Raw genomic sequence first — 21,176 nt, forward strand, 5'->3', positions numbered from 1 at the left:
TCATGCAAGTCAATTTTCTGCTGTTCCCTGCTGTAACCCTGCTTGATCTGACCGGACCGTACGAGGTCCTGGCCCGTGCGCCGGGCGTGCATGTCGATCTGGTGGCTGCGTCGATGGCACCGGTACGATCCGACCGGGGCCTGGCCCTGCTGCCAACGGTTACGATGGCGCAGGCACGTCCCTGCGACCTGCTGGTCGTGCCAGGTGGGCCGGGGACCGATGATGCCCTGCTGGATCCGCAGTGGGTTGAGTTCACGGCCCGCCAGGGTGCGCAGGCTCGCTATGTTTTTGGTATCTGTACTGGTTCTCTGTTGCTGGGCGCTGCGGGGCTGCTGCGCGGCAGGCGTGCTGCCAGTCACTGGCTGGCGCGGGAACTGCTGGCCGAGTTCGGCGCGACGCCTGATGATTCCCGCTTGTGCGTGGATGGCAATGTCTTTACCTCGGGTGGGGTGACATCCGGTATCGACATGGCCATCCAGGTGATTGCCAGCCTGTTTGATGAGGATACCGCCCGGCAGATCCAGTTGCAGATCGAGTATGATCCTGCGCCGCCTTTCTCTGGTGGCACACCCGGCACGTCACCGGCGCATATCGTGCAGCGCTGCAGGGAGGCTGCCGGTGCGCGGCTGGCTATTCGGGCCGAGGCGGTTGCCCAGGCTGCGCGGGCGCTTCGGGAGCGTTCTTGAGTGCCGTGACGAGCGCTTCTCCAAGCGCTGTTGCTGATGCCGGATTTTGTCCGGTGATAAGGCGTCCGTCTATGACCACCTTGCTTTCAAAGATCGGCGCTTCTTCGAATGTTGCGCCTGCATTTTTGAGGGCGGCTTCCAGTTCGAAAGGAACGATTTTGTCGTATTGGCGGGAGGCTTCCTCTTCGGCCGTGAATGCAGTCAGTCTGCGCCCGTCTATGAGCAAGGAACCATTGTTGAGCTGGACGTCGATCAGCCCTGCTGGCCCGTGGCATATGGCACTGACGATGCCGTCATTTTCATAGATGGTGCGAACGATCCGGGCCAATTCTGGACTGTTGACGAAATCCCACATCGGGCCGTGCCCGCCAATCAGCAGAATGGCATCGTAATCGGCAGGATTCACGTCAGCCAGCTTGAGTGTGTTGCCCAGTTTGTTGCGATGTTCGGGATCCACCCAGATTTTCATGCTGACGGGATCTTTCAGGTCAAAGCCGTCGAAGGGAGCGAAGCCTCCTTGCGGGCTGGCGACGTCATACGCTATGCCTGCTTCAGTCAAGACTTCAACTGGATGGGTCAGTTCCGGGAACCAGTATCCCCCCACCAGACTTTCGGTTTTTTTGTCCAGGCTCGAGACGACGATCAATACCTTATCGGCATCCCGAGGGCGCTGTGCTGGCGTGGCCGAGGCAGGCGATGAGAGTGAGAGCACTGTACATGCAATGATGAACAGGGACTTGGCAATCGACATGGTGTTCTCCGGAACAAATAGTGTCCGGTCATTCTAGGGATGACGAGCGTCGGGAACAGCCCCCTGACGCTGAATGGTCTGTTTAATTTTTTATCTTAATGCTATTCGATTGTGGTGAAAATTTGTGGCTAAGCTGGTATCTTGAGACTGACTGGACACGATAGATTTCCCAGAGGCATGCAATGAGTACGAATCATCTGTTTGACGGCCTGCCCGAGTTTCTGGCGATTGCAAAGCGGCTCAGTGTTCGCCAGGCTGCACACGATCTGGGTAAAACACCGGGGGCCGTCAGCCAGTCATTGCAGCGCCTGGAGCAGCGGCTGGGCGTTCCCCTTTTCCAGCGTACGACGCGCAGGATGGCCCTGACGGAGGCTGGGGCCGAACTGCTGGCCAGGGTCGAGCCTGCGGCCCATGTCATCGCCAGTGGCCTGGAGGATGCTGCGCAGTCAGCCAGGGAGCCTTCCGGTACGTTGCGGTTGCTGGTCGAGCGGCTTGCCTTGCCTCACGTCCTGGAACCGGTGCTGCCTGTGTTCAGACAGGCCTGGCCGAATCTGCGGCTGGACATCACGGTCAGTAATCGCCACGATGACTTCGTGAGCGAGGGCTACGATGCCGGTATTTCCATCGGCTCCTATATTGCACAGGACATGATCGCCGTCAGGATCGCCAAAGCGTTCAGCTGGGCCGTGTTCGGCTCGCCGGACTATTTCCGGCGCAAGGGGCGGCCGCGTGCAGTTGGCGACCTGGTGACGCACGAGTGCATTGTGTTCAGGCGGCCGGAAAAAGGTGATATATATCGCTGGGAGTTCCTCGAGAACGGGGAGTCCGTTCGGTTCGATCCGGCAGGCGCGATCACGGTCAATGATGGCGAGTTGATGCGCAGTCTGGCAGCCCTTGGGCAGGGCCTGATCTATTCATCGACTTTTCATACGTCGCGTGAACTGGCGGCAGGTACGCTGGAGCCCGCTCTGCTCGAATGCTCGCCGGGTCGGGATGGACTCTTTCTGTACTTTCCAAAATCTGCCAGGAATCAACCCAAATTGCGGGCTTTCATCGAGATCTGTGCCCAGGTGCTGAATCGCTGAAGCACGGTTTGCTGGTGCGGCGGGTGTGTCCTGGATACGGGCCCGTCACACCAGCAAGGGAACCAAAGCGTGTCAGGCTACCTGGATGTCGATCCTGCGTGGCTGTGCATCCGCCAGCTTGGGAATGCGCAGGTGCAGCACGCCATCGTTGAGAGCGGCCTGGATGCCGGCGCTGTCGAGTTCACGGCTCAGCGTGAAGCTGCGGCGGTAGCGTGGCACCTGCACTTCGGCCAGGACCGACGACAGATCGGCCGGCGCATCGACGGCGATCTCGCCTTCGATGTGCAGTGCGTCACCTTCCACGCGCAATGTCAGGCGGTCCTTGGGAACACCCGGCAGATCGGCCAGCAGGGTCAGGCCGCTGTCATCCTCATGGATGTCCACCTGCGGCACCAGCCAGGTTTCGCGGCTGGTATCGGAGGCTTCGCGACGGGTGGGGGTATGTTTTTCAGTCATGTTCAGGCTCCCTGGATATCGATGCGACGGGGTTGGGCGGATTCACGCAGCGGTGCCGAAATCTGCAGCACGCCATGCCGATAGCGTGCGCTGACGCGAGCCGGGTCGATATTGTCCGGCAAGCTGATGGTGCGCCGGAATTTGCCGCTGGTGCGTTCCTGGGCATGCGTCGTACGCTTTTCCCCTTCTGCGGCAGGCAGACTCGTGTCGCGTTCGCCGGAAATGGACAGCAGGCCCCGGTCGAGGTTGACTTCCACCCTGTCCGGGGCCACGCCGGGCAGGAAGGCATAGATTTCGACGGCCGTGGCGGTGCGGCCGATATTGACCGACGGGAAGGCACCCTGGGTTCCCGAACGGATGTCAGATCCCCTGCCTGCCAGCGCCTGACTCAGGCTGCGGTGCAGCCGGTCCAGATCGCCGAAGAGTGCGTAGGGTGAACCTGCGGATGTGTGGAACATGCGATTCTCCAGTGTCTTGACAGTGATGGTGCTGGCCCTCCAGCACCGCATGAACCGATAATGGGATCGCCTGGCAGGCTTTCAAGAGGGCAGACAATTTTTTCGCATTACGAAAAATCATGCCTTGATATCGGCTGCAAAGGCCCCATATGGAACCCATTCGACATACAGGCAGTTGACCAGGTGAAAGCACATGGAATTCAAGGACTATTATGAAATTCTGGGTGTCGCCCGAGATGCGTCCGCTGATGATATCCGCCGTGCCTATCGCAAGCTGGCGCGCAAATATCATCCCGATGTCAGCACCGAGGCCGATGCCGAAGCGCGTATGCGCGAGATCAACGAAGCCCATACCGTACTGAGCGACGCCGAAAAGCGGGCCGCCTATGACCAGCTTGGCGCAGGCTATGCCCAGGGCGGCGGCTTCAATCCGCCGCCGGGCTGGGAGCGCGGTGGCGGGTTTCGTGGCGGACAGGCCGGGCCCGGCGGAGCACAGGGTGATTTCAGCGACTTCTTCTCGGCTTTTTTTGGCGGCATGGGTGGCGCTGGCATGGGTGGGCATCCTCGCAGTGCCGGGGGGGGCTTCCGTACACGCGGCGAGGATCGCCATACCGTGATCGAGATCGACCTCGACGATGCATTGCACGGTGCCCAGCGCGAGATCGGACTGCGCGCGATGCAGACCGATGCACATGGGCAGTCATCGATGCAGCAACGGACGCTGTCGGTGCGTATTCCTGCCGGCGTGCATGAAGGTCAGCGGATCCGGCTGGCGGGGCAGGGCGATCCCGGACTGGGCGGCGGTCCGGCAGGGGATCTCTATCTTGAAATCAAGTTCCGGCCCCATGCCCGCTACCGCGTCGAGGGGCGTGATCTGACCATGATCGTGCCGATTGCACCCTGGGAGGCCGCGCTGGGTGCCGATATCGAGGTACCGACGCCGGGTGGACGGGTGGAGGTCACGGTGCCGGAAGGCACTGCCAGTGGACGTCGCCTGCGCCTGCGTGGGCGTGGCATTCCCGGCAAGCCGGCGGGTGACCTGTATCTCGAGTTGCAGGTGGTGGTGCCGCCGGCCGATACACCGCAGGCCAGGGCGCTCTATGAACAGATGGCACACGATCTGAAGTTCGATCCGCGCGCCAGGCTCTGAATGATGGCGGGCGATGGCCTTTGCGGGGTATCGCGCAATATCCGATGCAACAAGGGCGGTCCATGGAGGGCCGCCTTTTTTTGCATCAGCCCGTGAACTGGACGCCGATCCAGAAGAACAGGGCGGCCAGTCCAATCGAGATAGGCAGCGTCATGGCCCAGGCCAGCAGGATGCTGCGTATGGTGCTTGTCTGCAGGCCGCTCTTGTTGGCTACCATGGTGCCAGCCACGCCCGACGACAACACGTGGGTGGTCGAGACGGGCAGGCTGAAGACATTGGCCACGCCGATGGCGCAGGCTGCCGTGACCTGGGCACTCATGCCCTGGGCATAGGTCATGCCCTGGCGACCGATTTTTTCACCTACGGTCAGTACTACGCGACGCCAGCCGATCATGGTGCCAGCACCCAGCGCGAGGGCAATTGCCACGATGACCCACAGCGGGGCATACTCGGTAGTGGCAGTCAGGTCGCTGCGCAGCCGGTTGAGATCGTTGCGCTCGGCGGCAGGCAGGCTGCTGTCCTGGCTGACTTTCTTGGCCGTGTCATCCAGGCAAAGCAGGTAGCGGCGTACCCGGATGCGCTCATCCGGCGACAGTTCCGTATAGCTGGTTGCACCATGCAGGGCCTGTTGCAGGGCTTCGAGCGTCTGCATGGTCTGGCTTGCTTCGCAGCGGAAATGCTGGGGCGTGTCGGGGTCTGCGAGGGTATTTGCCGATTGGCCCAGATAGCCGTTGAGCAGTTCGCCATTGCGCAGGTAGAAGGTACTGAGATGCGCGGCGGCGTCCTGTGTGCGCTGAATCTGGTACGGGGTGCTTTCGATATTCAGTACATAGTTGGCGGGCACGATGCCGATCAGTACCAGCATGACCAGGCCGATGCCTTTCTGGCCGTCGTTGGAACCATGCACGAAGCTGACGGCCATGGCCGAGAAGATCAGGGCGACCCGATTCCAGAATGGCGGGTGTTTCTTGTTCTCGGTTTCGCGGCGCTGCTCGGGCGTCTTGTGCATCTTGGACAGTGGCAGGTAACGGCGCAGCAGCAGGAACAGGCCGCCGGCTGCCAGGAAGCCCGCTATCGGCGACATGATCAGCGACAGTCCGATATCCATGGCCTTGCCCCAGTTGACGCCACTGCCCAGCGGCAGGTCGGTCATCAGCGCATTGGCCAGACCCACGCCCAGGATGGAGCCGATCAGGGTATGTGAACTGGAGGCCGGCAGGCCGACATACCAGGTGGCCAGATTCCAGATGATGGCGGCCGACAGCATGGCAAAGACCATCGCCAGCCCGCGTCCGGTATCGACGTTGACGAGCAGTTCGACGGGCAGCAGGTGGACAATCGCATAGGCGACACCCACGCCGCCCAGCAGTACGCCGAGGAAATTGAAGATACCGGATGCGACCACCGCCAGGTAGGGGGGCATGGCCTTGGTGTAGATGACGGTGGCAACGGCGTTGGCCGTATCGTGGAAACCGTTGATGAATTCGAAGGCGAGCACGAAGGTCAGCGCCAGGACGAGACTGGCTGCGACCCAGGGATCCAGGCCGGTGAACAGATCGGGCATGGGAGATGTTGGCTAAATGAAGATGCGCGATTATTGCAGATAAATGACGTGTCCGTGACGAGAAAGATCAATTGCCATCACTATGTAAAGAAGGGTTCTCAAGGGGGAGGCGATGGCAGGCTGCCGTCGTTTTGCCGGTCTTGTGTACATGCTCGAGATGATGAGCGCTGCGTCGATGGCTAACTTCATTTGGTCATAAGCTAATAATTTTTGATTATTTATGGTTATTTGGATGCTGGAATAGAATCAGCTCCCCTTTTGCGTCTTCCATTCCTGTTTTGGAAAAATGCTGCGTGATGTGGCATGCCGGGTATGGATCGCGGGATTCTTATATTGCAAAAAATAATATAAGAATCGCTATAAATAATTTTATAGGATAAGAAGCGGGATCTAGACTAACGCTTCCTTCTATGCAAATTACTGGAGTTTGACGAAATGGCAATCACCCGTCGTGAATGGTTGGCGATGTCCGGCGCCTTGATTGCGGCCCCTCTCTGGCCGCATCTTGTCATGGCCGAGGCAGTCACGGGCAATGCAGCAGCGCCGGTTCGCGGTGGTGTGCTGAATGTGCACCTGGGCTCCGAGCAGCGCATCCTGAATCCGTCCCTGCGTGCCTCGACCGGGGTCTATATCGTGACCAGCAAGATCATCGAGTCGCTGGTCGATCTGGATGCCGATGGCAAGGTCGTGCCGCAGTTGGCCACGTCCTGGGAATCCAGCCCGGATGGCAAGACCGTGACGTTCAAGTTGCGCGAGGGCGTCAAATGGCATGACGGCAAGCCCTTTACCTCTGCCGACGTCCAGTACAACGCGCTGGAACTGTGGAAGAAGCACCTGAATTTCTCGACCGGCCTGCAGCAGAACCTGGAAGCCGTGGACACGCCGGACGATTACACGGCCGTGTTCCACTATTCCCGTCCGATTCCCGAGGATCTGCTGCTGCGTGCCCTGGCCGACCTGGGCTATGTGGTGCCGCGTCATGTCTATGAAGGCACCAACGTGCTCGAGAATCCGGCCAACACCGCGCCGATCGGTACCGGCCCGTTCCGTTTCGTCGAATACCAGCGTGGCCAGTACATCATTGCCGAGCGCAACCCCGACTACTGGCGCGAAGGCGAACCCTACCTCGACCGTATCGTCTGGCGCATCATCACCGACAAGTCGGCCGCCACGGCCGCGCTGGAAACCGGTCAGGTGCAGTTGAGCGCCTATTCGCAACTGACGCTGGCTGACCTGGATCGCCTCAGCAGCAATCCGGACTTCGAAGTGACCAGCAAGGGCTCAGAGGCCAACCAGTTCTTCAATACGGTGGAGTTCAACTTCCGTCGCAAGGAAATTGCCGACGTTCGTGTGCGTCGCGCCATTGCCCATGCAATCGACGTGCCGTTCTTCATCGAGAACTTCCTCTATGGCCAGGGCAAGCCGGCGACCGGCATTATTCCTTCCTCGTCGGCCAAGTTCTATCCGCCCAACAGCAAGCAACCCTATCCGTTCGATCGCGCGCGCGCCGAGGCGCTTCTGGACGAGGCCGGCTATCCTCGCAATAGCAAGGGTGAGCGCTTCACGTTGAAACTGGTGCAGATTCCCAATGGTGAGGATGTGCCGCTGTTTGCGACCTTTATCCAGCAGTCGCTGGCCGAAGTCGGCATCAAGGTCGAGATTGCCAATCACGATTATGCCGGCGCGCTGCATGCGGTCTATACCTCGTACGATTTCGATATCGCGACCGGCTGGAACCAGTATCGCGGTGACCCCCATGTCTCCACGACCGTCTGGGTACGCTCCGGCAGCCCGGCCGGTTCGCCCTGGACCAACCAGTACGGCTGGCAATCCGACAAGGTCGATCAACTGGTCGATGACGCGGCATCCGAGATCGATCCGGAAAAGCGGCGCGCGCTGTACGTGGAACTGGTCGAACAGGTGAACGAGGAGTTCCCTCTCTGGTTCGCCGTCGAGCGGGAGTTCTTCTCGGTCGTCAGCAAGAAGGTCGGCAACGACCATAATGTGGCACGCTGGCCCTCGAGCAGCTGGCATGACACCTGGATCGCAAAGTAAAGAAAGAAGTACGCCGACATGATGCATTTCCTTTCCCTGGTCGGACGGCGGCTGGCTGCCGCCATCCCGGCCCTGCTGATTATCCTGGCCGGCCTGTTCCTGCTGTTGCAACTGGCACCCGGGGATACCGTGGATGCATTGGTCGCCCAGGTGGGCGGTGCCGATGCCACCATGATCGAGGAACTGCGTCGGCACTACCAGCTTGACCAGTCCACCACCACGCGGCTGGGTGATTACCTGTGGCGGCTGGTGCATCTGGACCTGGGCGAGTCTGCCATCTATGGCAAGCCGGTGGCCGATGTCATCATCGAGCGGTTGCCGGCAACCCTGCTGCTGATGGGTTCCGCACTGGCGCTGTCCTTTGCCTTCGGCATGGTGCTGGGCGTGATTGCAGCCCGGCGTGTCAACAAGTGGCAGGATACGCTGATCTCCACGCTGGGCCTGGTGTTCTACGCCACGCCCTCGTTCTGGTTCGGGCTGATGGGGATTTTCGTCTTTGCCGTCTATCTCAGTTGGTTGCCTGCCGGCGGTTTCGGCACGATCGGGGCTGGACTGGAGGGCTGGGCGCTGGTACTCGATATTGCCTGGCACCTGGTGCTGCCGACGTTGACGTTGGCACTGATTTTCCTGGCGGTCTACCTGCGGATCATGCGGGCGTCGATGCTGGAAGTCTCGACACTGGATTTCGTGCGCACGGCCCGCGCCAAGGGTCTGAGCGAGAACGCCGTGGTGGTACGCCATGTCCTGCGCAATGCGATGCTGCCGATGGTGACGCTGGTCGGTCTGCAGGCCGGTACGATGCTGGGTGGTTCGGTGGTGGTCGAGAGCGTGTTCGCCTTGCCGGGCTTGGGCCGGCTGGCCTACGAATCGGTGATGCAGCGCGACCTGAACACCCTGCTGGGTGTGGTGTTCGTGTCTGCCATCCTGGTGATCGTCATCAATTTCGTGGTCGACCTGATCTACAGCCGGCTGGATCCCCGCATCAACACGGGACATTGAATCATGCAGTTCCTACGTAACTACCTGCGCAGTCCGGCTGCCGTCATCGGCCTGGTACTGCTGCTGGCGATTATCAGCCTGGCCCTGACGGCAGACATCTTCTTTCCCAAGAATCCGCTGGGCCTGGCAGGGCGGCCGCTGCAGTGGCCGTTCACCAATCCGGCCTTTCCGCTGGGCACGGACCATACCGGGCGTGATATTGCCGCGCAGATTTTTCATGGTGCCCGTGTCACGCTGCTGATCGGGCTGGTCGCCACCGTGCTGGCGATCGTGATCGGCATCGTGGTCGGGGCGATTTCCGGCTACTACGGTGGCGTGATCGACGATATCCTGATGCGGGTGACCGAGGCTTTCCAGATCCTGCCGAATTTTCTGCTGCTGCTGGTGCTGGTGGCGGTCTTCGGCTCACAGCTGGAGACGGTCATCATCGCCATCGGGGTGGTGTCCTGGCCGCCGGCTGCGCGGCTGACGCGGGCCGAATTCATGTCCTTTCGCAACCGCGAGTTCGTCCAGGCCGGGCGGACGCTGGGGCTGACGGATGGCGCGCTCATCTTCCGGGAAATCCTGCCCAATGCATTGCCGCCGGTGATCGTCTACGCCAGCGTCATCATGGCAGTGGCGATCCTGCTCGAGAGTGCCCTGGCGTTTCTCAACCTGTCCGATCCCAACGTGCCGTCCTGGGGCAACCTGATCGGGGGGGGCAGAGGGGTGCTGCGCGTGCAGTGGTACGTATCGGCCATTCCGGGCTTTGCCATCCTGTTGACCGTGCTGGCGGTATCGCTGGTGGGGCAGGGGCTCAATGACGCACTGAATCCCAGGTTGAAAAAGCGATGAGCACTTTACTTGCATTGCAATCGTTGCAGGTGGATCTGCCCGCCGGCGCGGACCGGCCCTATGCGCTGACCGATGTTTCGTTCGAACTGGCGCAGGGGCAGACCCTGTGCGTAGTCGGCGAGAGCGGTTCCGGCAAGTCGATGACCGCAGGTGCGATCATGGGCCTGTTGCCGCCTGAAGTGCGTGCCAGCCAGGGCCGCATCCTGTTCCAGGGCGAGGATCTGCTGGCCTTTGACGAGGCCCGCATGCGCACGGTGCGCGGGGCGCAGATCGGCATGATTTTCCAGGAACCGATGACTGCGCTCAATCCCCTGCGCAGGATCGGCGACCAGATTGGCGAGATGTTTCGCACACACACCCACCTGGGGCGCGGGGAGATCCGCAAGCGGGTGCTGGACCTGCTGGCGGATGTGCATATTCCCGACCCCGAGCGGGCAGCGCGTGCCTATCCCCATGAGCTGTCGGGCGGACAGCGCCAGCGCGCCATGATTGCCATGGCTCTGGCCCTGGAGCCCAGCCTGCTGATTGCCGACGAGCCGACCACGGCACTGGACGTGACGACACAGGCGCAGATTCTGCACCTGATCCGCGAAATGCAGGCCCGCAAGGGTACAGCCGTGCTGTTCATTACGCACGATTTTGGCGTGGTGGCAGAGATTGCCGACCAGGTCGCCGTGATGCAGCAGGGGCACCTGGTGGAGTACGGTGCTGCCCAGCAGGTGCTGAACGCGCCGGCTCATGCCTATACGCAGGCACTGATTTCGGCCGTGCCGCCGCTGGAGCCGCCGCCGGTGCGCGAGCACGGTGGCGAGCCCATCCTGGTGGCCTCCCATGTCAGCAAGACCTATCGCAGTGGCGGCCTGATCAAGAGCCGGCGTCGTTTGACACATGCCGTCAATGACGTCAGCCTGACTCTGCCAAAGGGCGGCACCCTGGGTATCGTCGGTGAAAGCGGTTCGGGCAAATCGACCCTGGCCCGCTGCATTGTCCGGCTGCTCGATCCCGATAGCGGCGAAATCCGTTTCGAGGGCATGGACCTGGCGGCACTCAGTCGCAAGCAATTGCGCCAGCATGCCCGGCATGTGCAGATGGTGTTCCAGGATCCGTATGGTTCCCTGAATCCTCGCCGCAAGGTCGGCGATATCGTGGCACAGGGGCTGGTGGTGCATGGCACGCCGCGCGAGCAGGCCCTGGCCAGGGCACGGGAGCTTTTTGCGCTGGTCGGCCTCGATCCGGAAGCGACGAACCGATTTCCGCACGAGTTTTCTGGAGGGCAGCGCCAGCGTATCGGCCTGGCCCGTGCGCTGGCGCTGGAGCCGCGTATCCTGGTGGCAGACGAACCGGTTTCGGCACTCGATGTGTCCGTGCAGGCCCAGGTGCTGGACCTGCTGGCCAGCCTGCGCGAGCGGCTGGGACTGTCGTTGCTGTTCATCACGCATGACCTGCGGGTCGCAGCCCAGATATGCGATCAGGTGGCCGTCATGAAAAACGGCGTGGTCGTCGAGCATGGCCCGGCGGCTGCAGTATTCTCCAATCCTCAGCATGAATACACGCGTGCGTTGCTGGACGCCGTTCCCGGTCGTCACTGGCAGCCGCCACGTGTTGCTGCGGCGGATGTGTCGCAGGTTGCCTGAGGCGACTTGTCTGCAGTTTCAAAATTCGAACCAGGAGGGCGTATGTCGCTCAAATTTCCGCTTATCGACCATGTGCTGGTCAATGTCAACGACCAACTGGACGAGGCTGCCCGTCAATATGCGCGGCTTGGCTTTACCCTGACACCGCGTGGCCATCACTCGCTGGGGTCCAGCAACCACCTGGCGATCTTCGAGAACGATTACCTCGAACTGCTGGGTTACGAGCCGCAGAATGCCGGCCGCGTTGCCGGTGTGTGGGGTACGCAGCAAGGGCTGGCCGGACTGATCTTCAAGACCGATGACGCCGATGCGCTGGTGGCCCCGCTGCAGGCGCGCGATGTTGCTTTGATGAGCGACGCACCGCAGGCATTTCACCGTCCGGTCGAACTGACCGATGGCACGTTGCGCGATGCGCGTTTTCGCACGCTGCACCTGGATCTGGCGACGACGCCCAGCGGCCGCATTTTCTTCTGCCAGCACCTGGATCCGGATCTGGTCTGGCATGCGCCCTGGCAGCAGCATGCCAATGGTGTCTATGCCGTCAAGCGGGTCGTGATTGCCTCGCAGGACCTGCAGGCAGCCAGTGCCGTGCTGGCCAAGGTGTTCGAGGCCTCGGAACTGGAATCGATCGAAGGCGGCCTGCGTCTCAGAACCGGGCAGGCCAGTGTCGAGTTTCTGACGCTGGCGCGTGCGCGCGCCATTTTTGGCACTGAGATCGAACTGGGACCGGATGGTGCCGATCGCAAGGTTGGGCTGGAATTGCAGACCCGCTCGCTGCAGGACGCCGCCCGCGTGCTGGAAGCCAATGGCGTGCCTTTCGAGCGCCAGCCTGACGGCATCCTGGTGCCTGCTTCGCAGGCTTCCGGCGTGGCGCTGCTGCTGGTGGAGTGATCACATGACCTTGCCCTGGCAACAGCCCGTCAGTGACTCCTACTGGCAAGCAAGTGATGTGGCGACATCCGTGTTTCCTGTCCTGCAGGATACGGTATCGGCCGATGTCGTCGTCATCGGTGCCGGTTATGCCGGCCTGTCGACCGCCCTGCACCTGGCCCGCGAGGGCCGCTCGGTCGTGGTGCTGGAGGCAGGCGATATCGGGCATGGTGGGGCCGGGCGCAACAATGGCATGGTGATTCCGGCGCTGACCCGCGCCTTCCCTGACGACTTGCGTCGCCATTATGGCGATGTACGCGGCGAACGCATGGCCCGTTTCGTGGCCGGCTCGGCCGCATTCACCTTCGACCTGATCCGTGAACTGGGGATAGCGTGCGAGGCGGTGCAGCAGGGCTGGATCCAGCCTGCCCATTCGCCGGGGCGTGCACGTCAGGCTGTCCAGCGCGCCCGGCAGTGGCAGGCGCTGGGGGCCAGCGTCAGTGAGCTGGATGCTGCTGGCGTACAGGCGCTGAGCGGTGCCACGGAATATTTTGGTGGCTGGATCGCGCACGACGGGGGGCATGTCCATCCCCTGAAACTGGTGCGCGGACTGGCTGCGGCTGCCCAGGCGGCAGGTGCGCAGATCTACGTGCAGTCTGCCGCGCTCAAGGTCGAGGCAGCCCAGCCCAGCTGGCAGGTGCGTACGGCCAAGGGAGCCGTGCAGGCGCAACGGGTGGTGGTGACGACGGATGCCTATGCCGATGGCCTGTTTCCTGCCTTGCAGCATTCGGTCGTGCCGGTGCAGTTCTACCAGTTGGCGACTTCGGTACTGCCCGAGTCGGTGCGTGCCCAGGTCCTGCCAGGGCAGGTGGCCATTTCTGACACGCGAGGGGACATGCACTTTGCACGGCCGACCGTGGATGGGCGGCTGGTGTCCGGGGGCGTGCTGGCTGTACCCGCGGCATGGCGACCGCGCCTGGAGTCGCGCATCCGTGCACGTCTGGCGCGCGTGTTTCCACATCTGGGGCAGGACTGGCGCTTTGAGCATGGCTGGTTCGGCCACGTCGGGATCACGCTGGATTTCCTGCCGCATCTGCATGAGCTGGCCCCCGGTGTCGTGGCCCTGACCGGCTTCAATGGCCGGGGTGTGGCACTGGCGGTGGCTGCCGGCAAAATGCTGGCAGAGGCGGCGCAGGGCCGAAGCAGCGACGACCTCGACATTCCTCGCACGCAGCCCAAGGCCGTTCCACTGCATGGGGTGGTCAGGAAGGTGGCGACGCTGGAATTGTTGCGCTATCGCTGGCGTGATCGCAGGGAAGTGTGATCGACGCGGCGCGATCTGTCGGGAGAGGCGTATTACAAAACGCCGAGACCGGTTCCGAGTCTGTTTTTTTCAATATCAGTCGCTAAAATAATGTTTTTTAGCGGCTTTTTTTATTTCAAAGAGAACGCACAAAATTCCTAGCGGGATAGAAAAAATCAGGCATAACATAAAGCAAAAAGCCACTCCGCGCGTTCCTGCAGGGCCGTTACCTGAGATAAGTTTGTCCCAAAAATCATTGCCTGCAATACGTACTGCAAATTTCCCCATTAAGTATTTTGAAAACGGATAAAGTAGAGCGGTTGGGGTAGCTATTGTTAAAAAAATTATTTTATTTTCCCATTCCACATTCCATGACTCCCAATAGATAAAAGCAGTCAATAAAAAAGTCACTGCTGAATTTTTTAGATAGTATTTAATGTTCATTTAATGCTCTTCGCTCCGTCTCGCTATGTGCGTTGAGCAACCGATACAGGGGCGCAACACAATCTGTGATGCTCCGCCCCTCTGCTCCAGGTGTCCGTGTACGTCTTGGACAAGCTCTAGAAGCGTATTTCCGTACTCACCATATAAGTCCGGCCGCGTGCCGTTGTATTGACTGATACACCTTCTTGGGCATAGTAGAGATCCTGGTTCATGCGGTTGAGCGCTTCGGCGTAATCCTTGTTGCCCACATTCTGGACGCTGGCACGCAGCATCACGTTGCGGGAAAGCTGGTAGCTGGCGTAGATATCGAAAATCGTGGGGATGCTGGGCATATCTTCTTTCTCGACACGGTTGGTATCGATATTGATGCCCTCAGTGCTGAGACGTCTCGATTTGCCAGTGAACTTGGCCAGACCGCCTATAACCAGCGTGCGATCCAGGAACCGTGCGCCGACATCCAAGGTGGCATAGCTGCTGGGTAGGTCGGCCATATCGCTATAGCCGAACCCCATTTGCGTCGTACTGACAATCGAGGTGGGCTGGTCGGTTTTCTGCTTGCTCCAGCTCAGGCTGGCATAGACCATGCCGGCATCGTAGCTGGCTTCGATTTCGTAGCCACGCGTGGTGACGGGAGTCAGCGAATTGATGGATATCTGCGCGTTGAAATCGGCATATGAGTTGTCAATATCCTGACAGCGGGAACCGTCGTAGCACAGGAAGAACGACTCGCCGGTGATGTAGTTCTTGATTCGGGTTCGGTAGGCCAGTGCCTTGAGCTGGAAGGTATCCTTTTCCGTCAGCAGTCCCTGCTTGAAGATATCGAAGCCGACTTGCCAGGTTTCGGCCTCTTCGGGTTTCAGGAATGGGTTCATGGAACCACCACCCTCATTGGAGAAAAAGACCTCCTGCACATTCGGCGCGCGCGATGATTGACTGTAGGATACGAATGGGCGCAGCCAGGGAGCAACCTGCACAGCCAGTGTCGCAGAAGGATTGATGGCCGTGTCGGTCAGGTTCAGCCGGGCGGCACCCTGGGGAAAGCAGCGTATCGTGTCCGGGCAGGCCGGCTTGTTGCCGATGACATTGCTGCGGGTGTAGTTCAGACCCAGGTCCAGTTGGTAGATGTCGTGCCGCAGGGCCAGCGTGCTGTACAGCGAGGAAATCTTCTGCCGGCCGGCCGGCATGAATCCGTTGCGGCCTTCATCCTCGAATTCACGAACGGCTGAGCGACTGTATGTGGTGTCTGTGAACTTGCCCCCCAGTCGCAGGTCCAGCTCATAATCGTTCCATGCAAAACGGCTGAGGTTGCTCAGGTCGAAGGCATTGGCGCGATTGCGGATCGCGGTATGACTATAGGTGCTGATGGCACCGTATTCATAATCCTGCCGGGAGCGGCTGTTGCTGATCTGGGCGCTTACGTTCACCAGATCGGAACTGGGCGAATAGCCGTACTTCAGGTAGTAGTCTTCGCTGTCGAGATCGCGCCGGTTGAATGTGTTGGTATAGGTACGCCCGCTCAATTCAAAGTAGTTGTCGCTGTCGGGACGGATTTCCAGCTTGTAGAGTTGTGAGCGTGGATGCTGTTTCATGAACTGGGTATCTTCGCCCAGGAATTCGCTGCTGCTCCGCCCGCTGCCGTTGCTGTAGGTGGCATGTACGGTGCTGCCGCTGATGCCTACCAGACCGCCTATGCTGCCGGTGTCGGAAAAGGGGGTGCGGCCTGCCACGGCCACCATCCCGCTGCGCCCCAGGCCATTGCTGCCTACGGAAAACCGGCCCATGACCCCCGTGTTGCGCTCTTCGAACAGAATGTCATCCACGCCCAGCGTACGCATGTTGGCACTGCCGGCCAGCGCATTGATCCCCTGGGAGCCCGCACTGCTGCCGCGTGTGACATCCACGCCGACCAGGAAGTTCGGATCGATCAGGGCACCTGCGCCGCTGTTGGCTCCATTGCCGTGGTAGCCGGCCGGGGCGACGCCAAAAAAGGTCTGGGTCACGCCATCGATCATGGTGTTGACCCGCCCCAGGCCGCTCATGCCGCGGATGTTGACGCTGACGGCAGCCTGCAGCGGATCGAGCTGGGTATAGGTGCCGGCCATGCTGCGCAAGGTGGCATCCAGGCTCTGCATGTTCTGGTTGAGCGTGCGTGTGCTGTGGGCACCGGCAGTTTCATAGGTGCCCGTTACGGTCAGGGTATCCATGCGTGCCACGTTATTGCGCTGGATGGTGTTCGTGCGTTGCAGCATGAAGCCGTTGTGCTGTGTGGCGACGGCATACAGCCCGGTGTTCTCCAGCAATGCCGTGAGTGCCGCTTCGGGATTGCTGTAGCGACCCTGCAGACCTGGGCTCTGTTTGCCTGCAACCATGTCGCTGGGATAGGTCAGCAGCAGGCCAGCCTGTCTGCCGAAGGTGTTGAGTACCTGGTCCAGCGGGCCTGCTGCCAGGTCGAGCATGAGGGCGGCATGGCGGGTTTCTGTCGTGGCGGCATCAGCTGTGGTGGTTTGCGCGATGGTTGTCAGGGGGGCCAGCAGGAGCAGGGCTTGCAGCACGGCACGGTGCAGCGATGAAGCGCGAAGAGGGATGGGGCGCAAAGGTTGGCAGGGCGAGGCACTCAAGGGACGGCTCATATGGAATCGGATCGATGTTTTCAGGGTTTACCCATTCCATGTCGCACGAAATGAAAAAACAGACCATTTGCATCTGCGTTTTCATGAAAGATAGAGCGTACGCGTTGTCCAGAGCAGACCGCGACGTTGATCCTCGACCTTGAGGTGGAGCATTCTGGCCAGGCTGTAGATGGCATCTTCCGGCGCAGCCAGCGGATAGGAGCCCGATAGTCGCAGATCGGCCAGCGCAGGGGCGCAGTCCAGTTCAAACGGGGCGTAGGCACCCAGTTCGTGCAACAGGTCGGCCAATCGCATGTCGCGGGCCAGCAGGATGCCATCGGGCCAACTGGCCCGGCCGGCATCGGCGGGCTGACGAAGATCGTAGCGATCAGGATGCATCACGCTCTGCTCGCCGCTCTCCAGGATATAAGGCTGGGTGTCCGTAGTGCCTGGCTGGCTGGCCTGCAGTCTGACCCGACCTTCGAAGACCGATACCTGGGTGGCTGGATGAGGTGCTGTTGCCGCGCTTGGCAGCAGGCGAACCGAGTAGCGGGTGCCCAGCGCCTGGGCCAGACCATGTCGAGTGCGCACCATGAATGGACGGAGGTCGCCGGTAGCGTGTCCTGTCTCCACGAAAATCTCGCCGGCCAGAAGCTCGATGACACGCATCTGGTCGTCGTAGTGGATATTCAAGGCCGTGTCTGGTGCCAGGGTCAATGTCGTGCCATCTTCCAGATGTCTTTGCCGCTGTTCGCCTTTGCGGGTGCGCTCCTGGGCCAGCAGGCGCTGGCCTGGCTGGCTGTCATAGGCCAGCCAGCCGAGGCCGCCACTCAGCAGTAGGGCCAGTGAGCCGGCCATGGCGCGTCGGCGCGGGTTGGCGGGCCGGGTGAGCAGGGCATTGCGTGCTGCGCCTGCCGAGGCCGGCGCGGTATGCTGAATGCCTTGCAGGCGGCCGTGCAACGTGGCGATGCGTTGCCAGGCCTGGGCGTGTGCAGGATTGGCATCGTGCCAGGCTTGCCACTCCCTGAGCAGGCTGGCGCTGCCAGGGTTTTCCTGCAAGGCAAGCAGCCACTGGATGGCCTGCTCTGCAACGGCGTGCGGTGTGGTCATGCTGACTGGTCAAAATAGCATTGCATGGCGGCACGCACCAGATAGCGCTTGACCGTGGTCAGGGAGATGCCCATCACGGCGGCAATCTCTGCCTGCTTCAGTCCGTCCAGTTGGCTCAGCAGGAAAGCCTGCCGGACAGCCTGGGGCAAGCCCTGCAACAGTTGATCGACTTCGTGCAGGGTTTCCAGAAGGATGGAATGCGCTTCGGGAGACAGCGCCAATGGCACGGGTTGTTGCGCCAGGGCATCCAGGTAGGCGCGCTCCAGTTGCTCACGGCGCCAGTGGCTGGCCAGCACGCGCTGGGCAATGGTTGTCAGCAGTGCACGCGGTTCCTTGATGGGGGTTGGGTCGCTGCGCGACAGCAGGCGCACAAAAACATCCTGGACGATATCCGACGCGCAATGGATGTCCCCCAGCTTGCGTCCCAGCCATGATTTCAGCCAGGGTTGGTGTGCCTGGTAGATCTGTTCGATATCAGGATGTGGAGCGGGAGAAACCATGCGATGCAATCGTGAGACGGGCGTCGTTCCAGTGTTTTGCTTGACACGCTATTGATAATGGAATTTTAATGCAAATGAGAATGCAATATAATTATATTTTTGAGTTGGTAAAAATGATCTCGCGCCTGTTGTCGTTCCTTGTGCTGACTTCTTTGCTGGCAGCCTGTCAGCATGCGCCTGATCCCCGGCAACATCAGGCCGTATTGCAGCAGGCCGTGGCCCAGGGGTATGTCGTGCGCCTGGCCGATGGTGCCCGCCTGACCCCGGACGCATTGCTGTCCGAACTGGCGGCTGCCCAGGTACTGATCGTGGGCGAAGATCATGACAATCTCCGGCACCACCAGATCGAGGAGTGGCTGGTGCGTACGCTGCCTGAGCAGCGCCCGGCAGGCAGCTATGTGCTGGAAATGGCACGGCCCTCCCAGCAGCCTGCCCTGAATGAACTGCAACACGAGTTGCAGACACAACCGGTGCCGGATGCCGGCACCTTGCGGCGTCGGCTGGACTGGCAGGATGGCTGGCCCTGGCCGCTTTACGGCAACCTGGTCATCGCGCTGCTCAGCCAGCCACAGCCCGTGCTGGCCGGTAATTTCGACGCGGATGAAATGCGCCGGATCATGGCGCGACAAACGCGACCCCTGGGGGCGTTGAGCGAGCGACCTGCGGTGGCCGACACGCTGGCAGGGTATATCGGTGGCAGCCATGCCGGAACCGAGAAGCAGATGCCCGGCATGATTGCCGCGCAGATGTGGCGGGATCGTCGCATGGCGGATACGCTGATTGCTGCACCCAAACCCAGCGTGCTGTTTGCCGGCAACATCCACGCGCTCAAGGATGTAGGGGTTGCCATGCACCTGCGCGATCAATGGCCGGATCAGCCCGAGTCGGCTGTCAGGGTGTTGCTGCTCCTGACCCAGGAGTCCGACGCCGATACCTCGCATGCGGATTATCTGTGGATCACCGGCTGACGCGCAGCACTTGCCTGCCGTACCTGAATTACCTCAACCAAGCTGTATCACTTCAATGACGACCCATCATCTTTCATCGCATCGCCTGTCCAAGCCCCTCAAGGGAGCACTGACGGCGGGACTGGCCTGCCTGTTGGCGCTGTCCTCGGCTTTCGGGGCATCGCCGCCTGTCTCCGACAAGGATCGCTTCTGGATGCGCACCAATTATCTGCAGGAGCCGGAGGAGGGGGTGTATGAATTGCAGTTCAACGCACCGACAGGCGCGGTTTTCGGGGCAGTGATCGACCGGGTGCGGCGTGATGAGAACCGGGGCTATCTGTATGCCTTCGATGGTGAAACCATGCAGGTCAAGGGGCGCTACGAAATGCCATACCGGGCTTTTTCGCTGGCACAGGATGGTGCCGGGAAATGGCTGTACGTGGGGCATACCCAGGCGGCTTCGCTGCGCGTCAGCCGGGTATCGCCGCAAGATGGCAAGGTGGCTGTGACCAGTGAGCGCCTGCATGTCGAGCCCAGTGCACCCCAGGATGAGCATCTTCGTCACATGGTCTACAACGACAGGACCGGCGAGCTGTTCGTGGCCTATATCGGCAAGGTTGGCGAAGGAGAGTCCCGACAATCGGTCTATCGGCTGCTGGTGCTCGATGGCCAGACGCTGCAACTCAAGGGCGAGGTCGAGGGTGCGTTCCCATCGGTGGGATATGCACTGACACTGGACCCCGTTTCCCAGCATCTCTATACCGCCGGCCGCGACTATATCAACGAGATCGATCCGGTCAGCCGTCAGGTGATTCGCCATATTTCGCTGGATCAGACCCAGCCCCGCATCAATAACCTGGTGGGCCTGGCGGTCGATGCGCAGGGTGGGCGCATCTTTGCCTCGCAATTCATTCACCAGCCCGATGAGGAGAACGAAGGCGAACAGGATGGCCTGTATGTGTTCGACCTGAAAACCGGCGCGCAGACCGCTTTCGTGCCGACTGGCGAGGGCGCGGTCACGCTGGCCTACAACCGCAAGCATGACGAGATATATGTCAGTAATTTCTTTGGCGGCACGATCGGCGTGGTCGATGGCAAGACGTATCAGCTCACCAAGCGCATTCCGGGCCATGTCTTTCCCAACATGATGGCACAGTCTGCCGATGGCGACGCACTGTATGTCGGCCTCAAGCAGGGATTCAGCAAGCAGTGGAACCCGGAAGAGTTCGTCGAGGGTGCGCGGGAGCAGGTGCTGCGCATCTCCCTGGACCGGGATCAGCCGGTCGCAGCGCCGGGGCACTAGGAAATGCGACCCGCCGCATCGTGGCGCTTGCCTGATGCGGCCAGTCTGGATAGACTGAAATCCCTGCGTACGTCAATGACAAGGAGAGATACCATGATGCAGAAAATTGCCAAGAAAACCGGCCTGGCCATGCTGCTGTGTGCGACCGTATTGGCAGCCGGCTGCAATACCGTGTCCGGCGTGGGCAAGGACATCGAGCGCGGTGGCGAGGCAATCCAGAACGCTGCAGACAAGTAAGGCGCAGGTGCGCGGGCTGGGCGGTATCCTGTCCACCCGCCGCTTTACAATTCCATGCAGCCCGCTGGCCGGCTTGTCCGGCCAGCGGGCGCTTTTTTGCCTAAAATCGAGGTTTGGCCGCATTGCGAGGCAACGGACTTCATCCATTCATCTTCGGAGAATTCTTCATGGCCCTCGTTTC

General features: G+C 60.9%; 20 protein-coding genes. 12 read left to right on the top strand and 8 right to left on the bottom strand.

Annotation, left to right across the window (positions count from 1 at the left end):
* The first annotated feature begins 2 nt into the window (after positions 1-2).
* On the top strand, positions 3-686 hold the full coding sequence (locus ABN482_RS01400; RefSeq protein ID WP_349502311.1) for a DJ-1/PfpI family protein: 684 nt from the start codon (positions 3-5) through the stop codon (positions 684-686).
* On the opposite strand, the gene ABN482_RS01405 is transcribed toward ABN482_RS01400, so the two are convergent.
* The gene (locus tag ABN482_RS01405) at positions 631-1,437 is read right to left on the bottom strand and encodes a type 1 glutamine amidotransferase domain-containing protein (protein WP_349502312.1); all 807 of its coding nucleotides are present in this window, start codon (positions 1,435-1,437) and stop codon (positions 631-633) included. The two genes, ABN482_RS01400 and ABN482_RS01405, sit on opposite strands and share 56 nt — an antisense overlap.
* Positions 1,438-1,619: 182 nt before the next feature.
* On the opposite strand from ABN482_RS01405, the gene ABN482_RS01410 reads away from it, so the two are divergent.
* Positions 1,620-2,522, top strand: coding sequence for a LysR family transcriptional regulator (locus tag ABN482_RS01410; protein WP_349502313.1), 903 nt, complete (start codon positions 1,620-1,622; stop codon positions 2,520-2,522).
* A 72-nt stretch (positions 2,523-2,594) separates the two neighbouring features.
* On the opposite strand, the gene ABN482_RS01415 is transcribed toward ABN482_RS01410, so the two are convergent.
* Together ABN482_RS01415 and ABN482_RS01420 are read right to left on the bottom strand one after the other, a co-directional pair.
* Positions 2,595-2,978 (bottom strand): Hsp20/alpha crystallin family protein, encoded by a 384-nt coding sequence (locus tag ABN482_RS01415; RefSeq protein WP_349502314.1) that lies wholly within the window; start codon positions 2,976-2,978, stop codon positions 2,595-2,597.
* Positions 2,979-2,980: 2 nt separating this feature from the next.
* Entirely contained in the window at positions 2,981-3,436 is a 456-nt protein-coding gene (locus tag ABN482_RS01420; RefSeq protein ID WP_349502315.1) for an Hsp20/alpha crystallin family protein, read from the bottom strand.
* A gap of 193 nt (positions 3,437-3,629) precedes the next feature.
* Here ABN482_RS01420 and ABN482_RS01425 point away from each other — a divergent pair, with 193 nt between their 5' ends.
* The gene (locus tag ABN482_RS01425) at positions 3,630-4,586 is read left to right on the top strand and encodes a DnaJ C-terminal domain-containing protein (RefSeq protein ID WP_349502316.1); all 957 of its coding nucleotides are present in this window, start codon (positions 3,630-3,632) and stop codon (positions 4,584-4,586) included.
* An 85-nt stretch (positions 4,587-4,671) separates the two neighbouring features.
* Here ABN482_RS01425 and ABN482_RS01430 read toward each other — a convergent pair whose 3' ends face one another.
* Entirely contained in the window at positions 4,672-6,150 is a 1,479-nt protein-coding gene (locus ABN482_RS01430) for an inorganic phosphate transporter (RefSeq protein ID WP_349502317.1), read from the bottom strand.
* Between the two features lie 435 nt (positions 6,151-6,585).
* On the opposite strand from ABN482_RS01430, the gene ABN482_RS01435 reads away from it, so the two are divergent.
* The 6 genes from ABN482_RS01435 to ABN482_RS01460 are packed head-to-tail and all read left to right on the top strand — an operon-like array spanning position 6,586 to position 13,866.
* Positions 6,586-8,205, top strand: coding sequence for an ABC transporter substrate-binding protein (locus ABN482_RS01435; RefSeq protein ID WP_349502318.1), 1,620 nt, complete (start codon positions 6,586-6,588; stop codon positions 8,203-8,205).
* Between the two features lie 21 nt (positions 8,206-8,226).
* Positions 8,227-9,204: an ABC transporter permease gene (locus ABN482_RS01440; RefSeq protein WP_349502328.1), complete on the top strand. Its 978-nt coding sequence runs from the start codon at positions 8,227-8,229 to the stop codon at positions 9,202-9,204.
* A 3-nt stretch (positions 9,205-9,207) separates the two neighbouring features.
* On the top strand, positions 9,208-10,038 hold the full coding sequence (locus ABN482_RS01445; protein ID WP_109060120.1) for an ABC transporter permease: 831 nt from the start codon (positions 9,208-9,210) through the stop codon (positions 10,036-10,038).
* Positions 10,035-11,672, top strand: a complete 1,638-nt coding sequence (locus ABN482_RS01450; RefSeq protein ID WP_349502319.1) for an ABC transporter ATP-binding protein — start codon at positions 10,035-10,037, stop codon at positions 11,670-11,672. Before ABN482_RS01445 ends, ABN482_RS01450 begins: the two co-directional genes overlap by 4 nt.
* Before the next feature lie 42 nt (positions 11,673-11,714).
* The gene (locus ABN482_RS01455; RefSeq protein ID WP_349502320.1) at positions 11,715-12,563 is read left to right on the top strand and encodes a VOC family protein; all 849 of its coding nucleotides are present in this window, start codon (positions 11,715-11,717) and stop codon (positions 12,561-12,563) included.
* 4 nt (positions 12,564-12,567) lie between these two features.
* Complete coding sequence (locus ABN482_RS01460; RefSeq protein ID WP_349502321.1) at positions 12,568-13,866, top strand: NAD(P)/FAD-dependent oxidoreductase; 1,299 nt, start codon at positions 12,568-12,570, stop codon at positions 13,864-13,866.
* 75 nt (positions 13,867-13,941) lie between these two features.
* Here ABN482_RS01460 and ABN482_RS01465 read toward each other — a convergent pair whose 3' ends face one another.
* The 4 genes from ABN482_RS01465 to ABN482_RS01480 all read right to left on the bottom strand — a co-directional run bounded on the left by ABN482_RS01465 (position 13,942) and on the right by ABN482_RS01480 (position 18,508).
* Entirely contained in the window at positions 13,942-14,289 is a 348-nt protein-coding gene (locus tag ABN482_RS01465) for a colicin E1 family microcin immunity protein (protein ID WP_349502322.1), read from the bottom strand.
* 116 nt (positions 14,290-14,405) lie between these two features.
* On the bottom strand, positions 14,406-16,919 hold the full coding sequence (locus ABN482_RS01470) for a TonB-dependent receptor (RefSeq protein ID WP_349502323.1): 2,514 nt from the start codon (positions 16,917-16,919) through the stop codon (positions 14,406-14,408).
* A gap of 81 nt (positions 16,920-17,000) precedes the next feature.
* Positions 17,001-18,008: a FecR family protein gene (locus ABN482_RS01475; RefSeq protein ID WP_349502324.1), complete on the bottom strand. Its 1,008-nt coding sequence runs from the start codon at positions 18,006-18,008 to the stop codon at positions 17,001-17,003.
* A complete protein-coding gene (locus ABN482_RS01480) occupies positions 18,005-18,508 on the bottom strand; it encodes a sigma-70 family RNA polymerase sigma factor (RefSeq protein WP_349502325.1) in 504 nt (167 codons plus the stop codon). The genes ABN482_RS01475 and ABN482_RS01480 overlap by 4 nt, the downstream gene beginning before the upstream one ends.
* A 113-nt stretch (positions 18,509-18,621) precedes the next feature.
* Between ABN482_RS01480 and ABN482_RS01485 the strand changes: the two genes are divergently transcribed.
* The 3 genes from ABN482_RS01485 to ABN482_RS01495 all read left to right on the top strand — a co-directional run bounded on the left by ABN482_RS01485 (position 18,622) and on the right by ABN482_RS01495 (position 20,995).
* Positions 18,622-19,476: a ChaN family lipoprotein gene (locus ABN482_RS01485; protein WP_349502326.1), complete on the top strand. Its 855-nt coding sequence runs from the start codon at positions 18,622-18,624 to the stop codon at positions 19,474-19,476.
* Between the two features lie 55 nt (positions 19,477-19,531).
* On the top strand, positions 19,532-20,758 hold the full coding sequence (locus ABN482_RS01490) for a YncE family protein (RefSeq protein WP_349502327.1): 1,227 nt from the start codon (positions 19,532-19,534) through the stop codon (positions 20,756-20,758).
* Positions 20,759-20,887: 129 nt separating this feature from the next.
* Complete coding sequence (locus ABN482_RS01495) at positions 20,888-20,995, top strand: entericidin A/B family lipoprotein (protein WP_143859618.1); 108 nt, start codon at positions 20,888-20,890, stop codon at positions 20,993-20,995.
* Positions 20,996-21,176 lie beyond the last annotated feature (181 nt).

The organism is Corticimicrobacter sp. (assembly GCF_040137905.1).
Lineage (GTDB): Bacteria > Pseudomonadota > Gammaproteobacteria > Burkholderiales > Burkholderiaceae_B > Corticimicrobacter.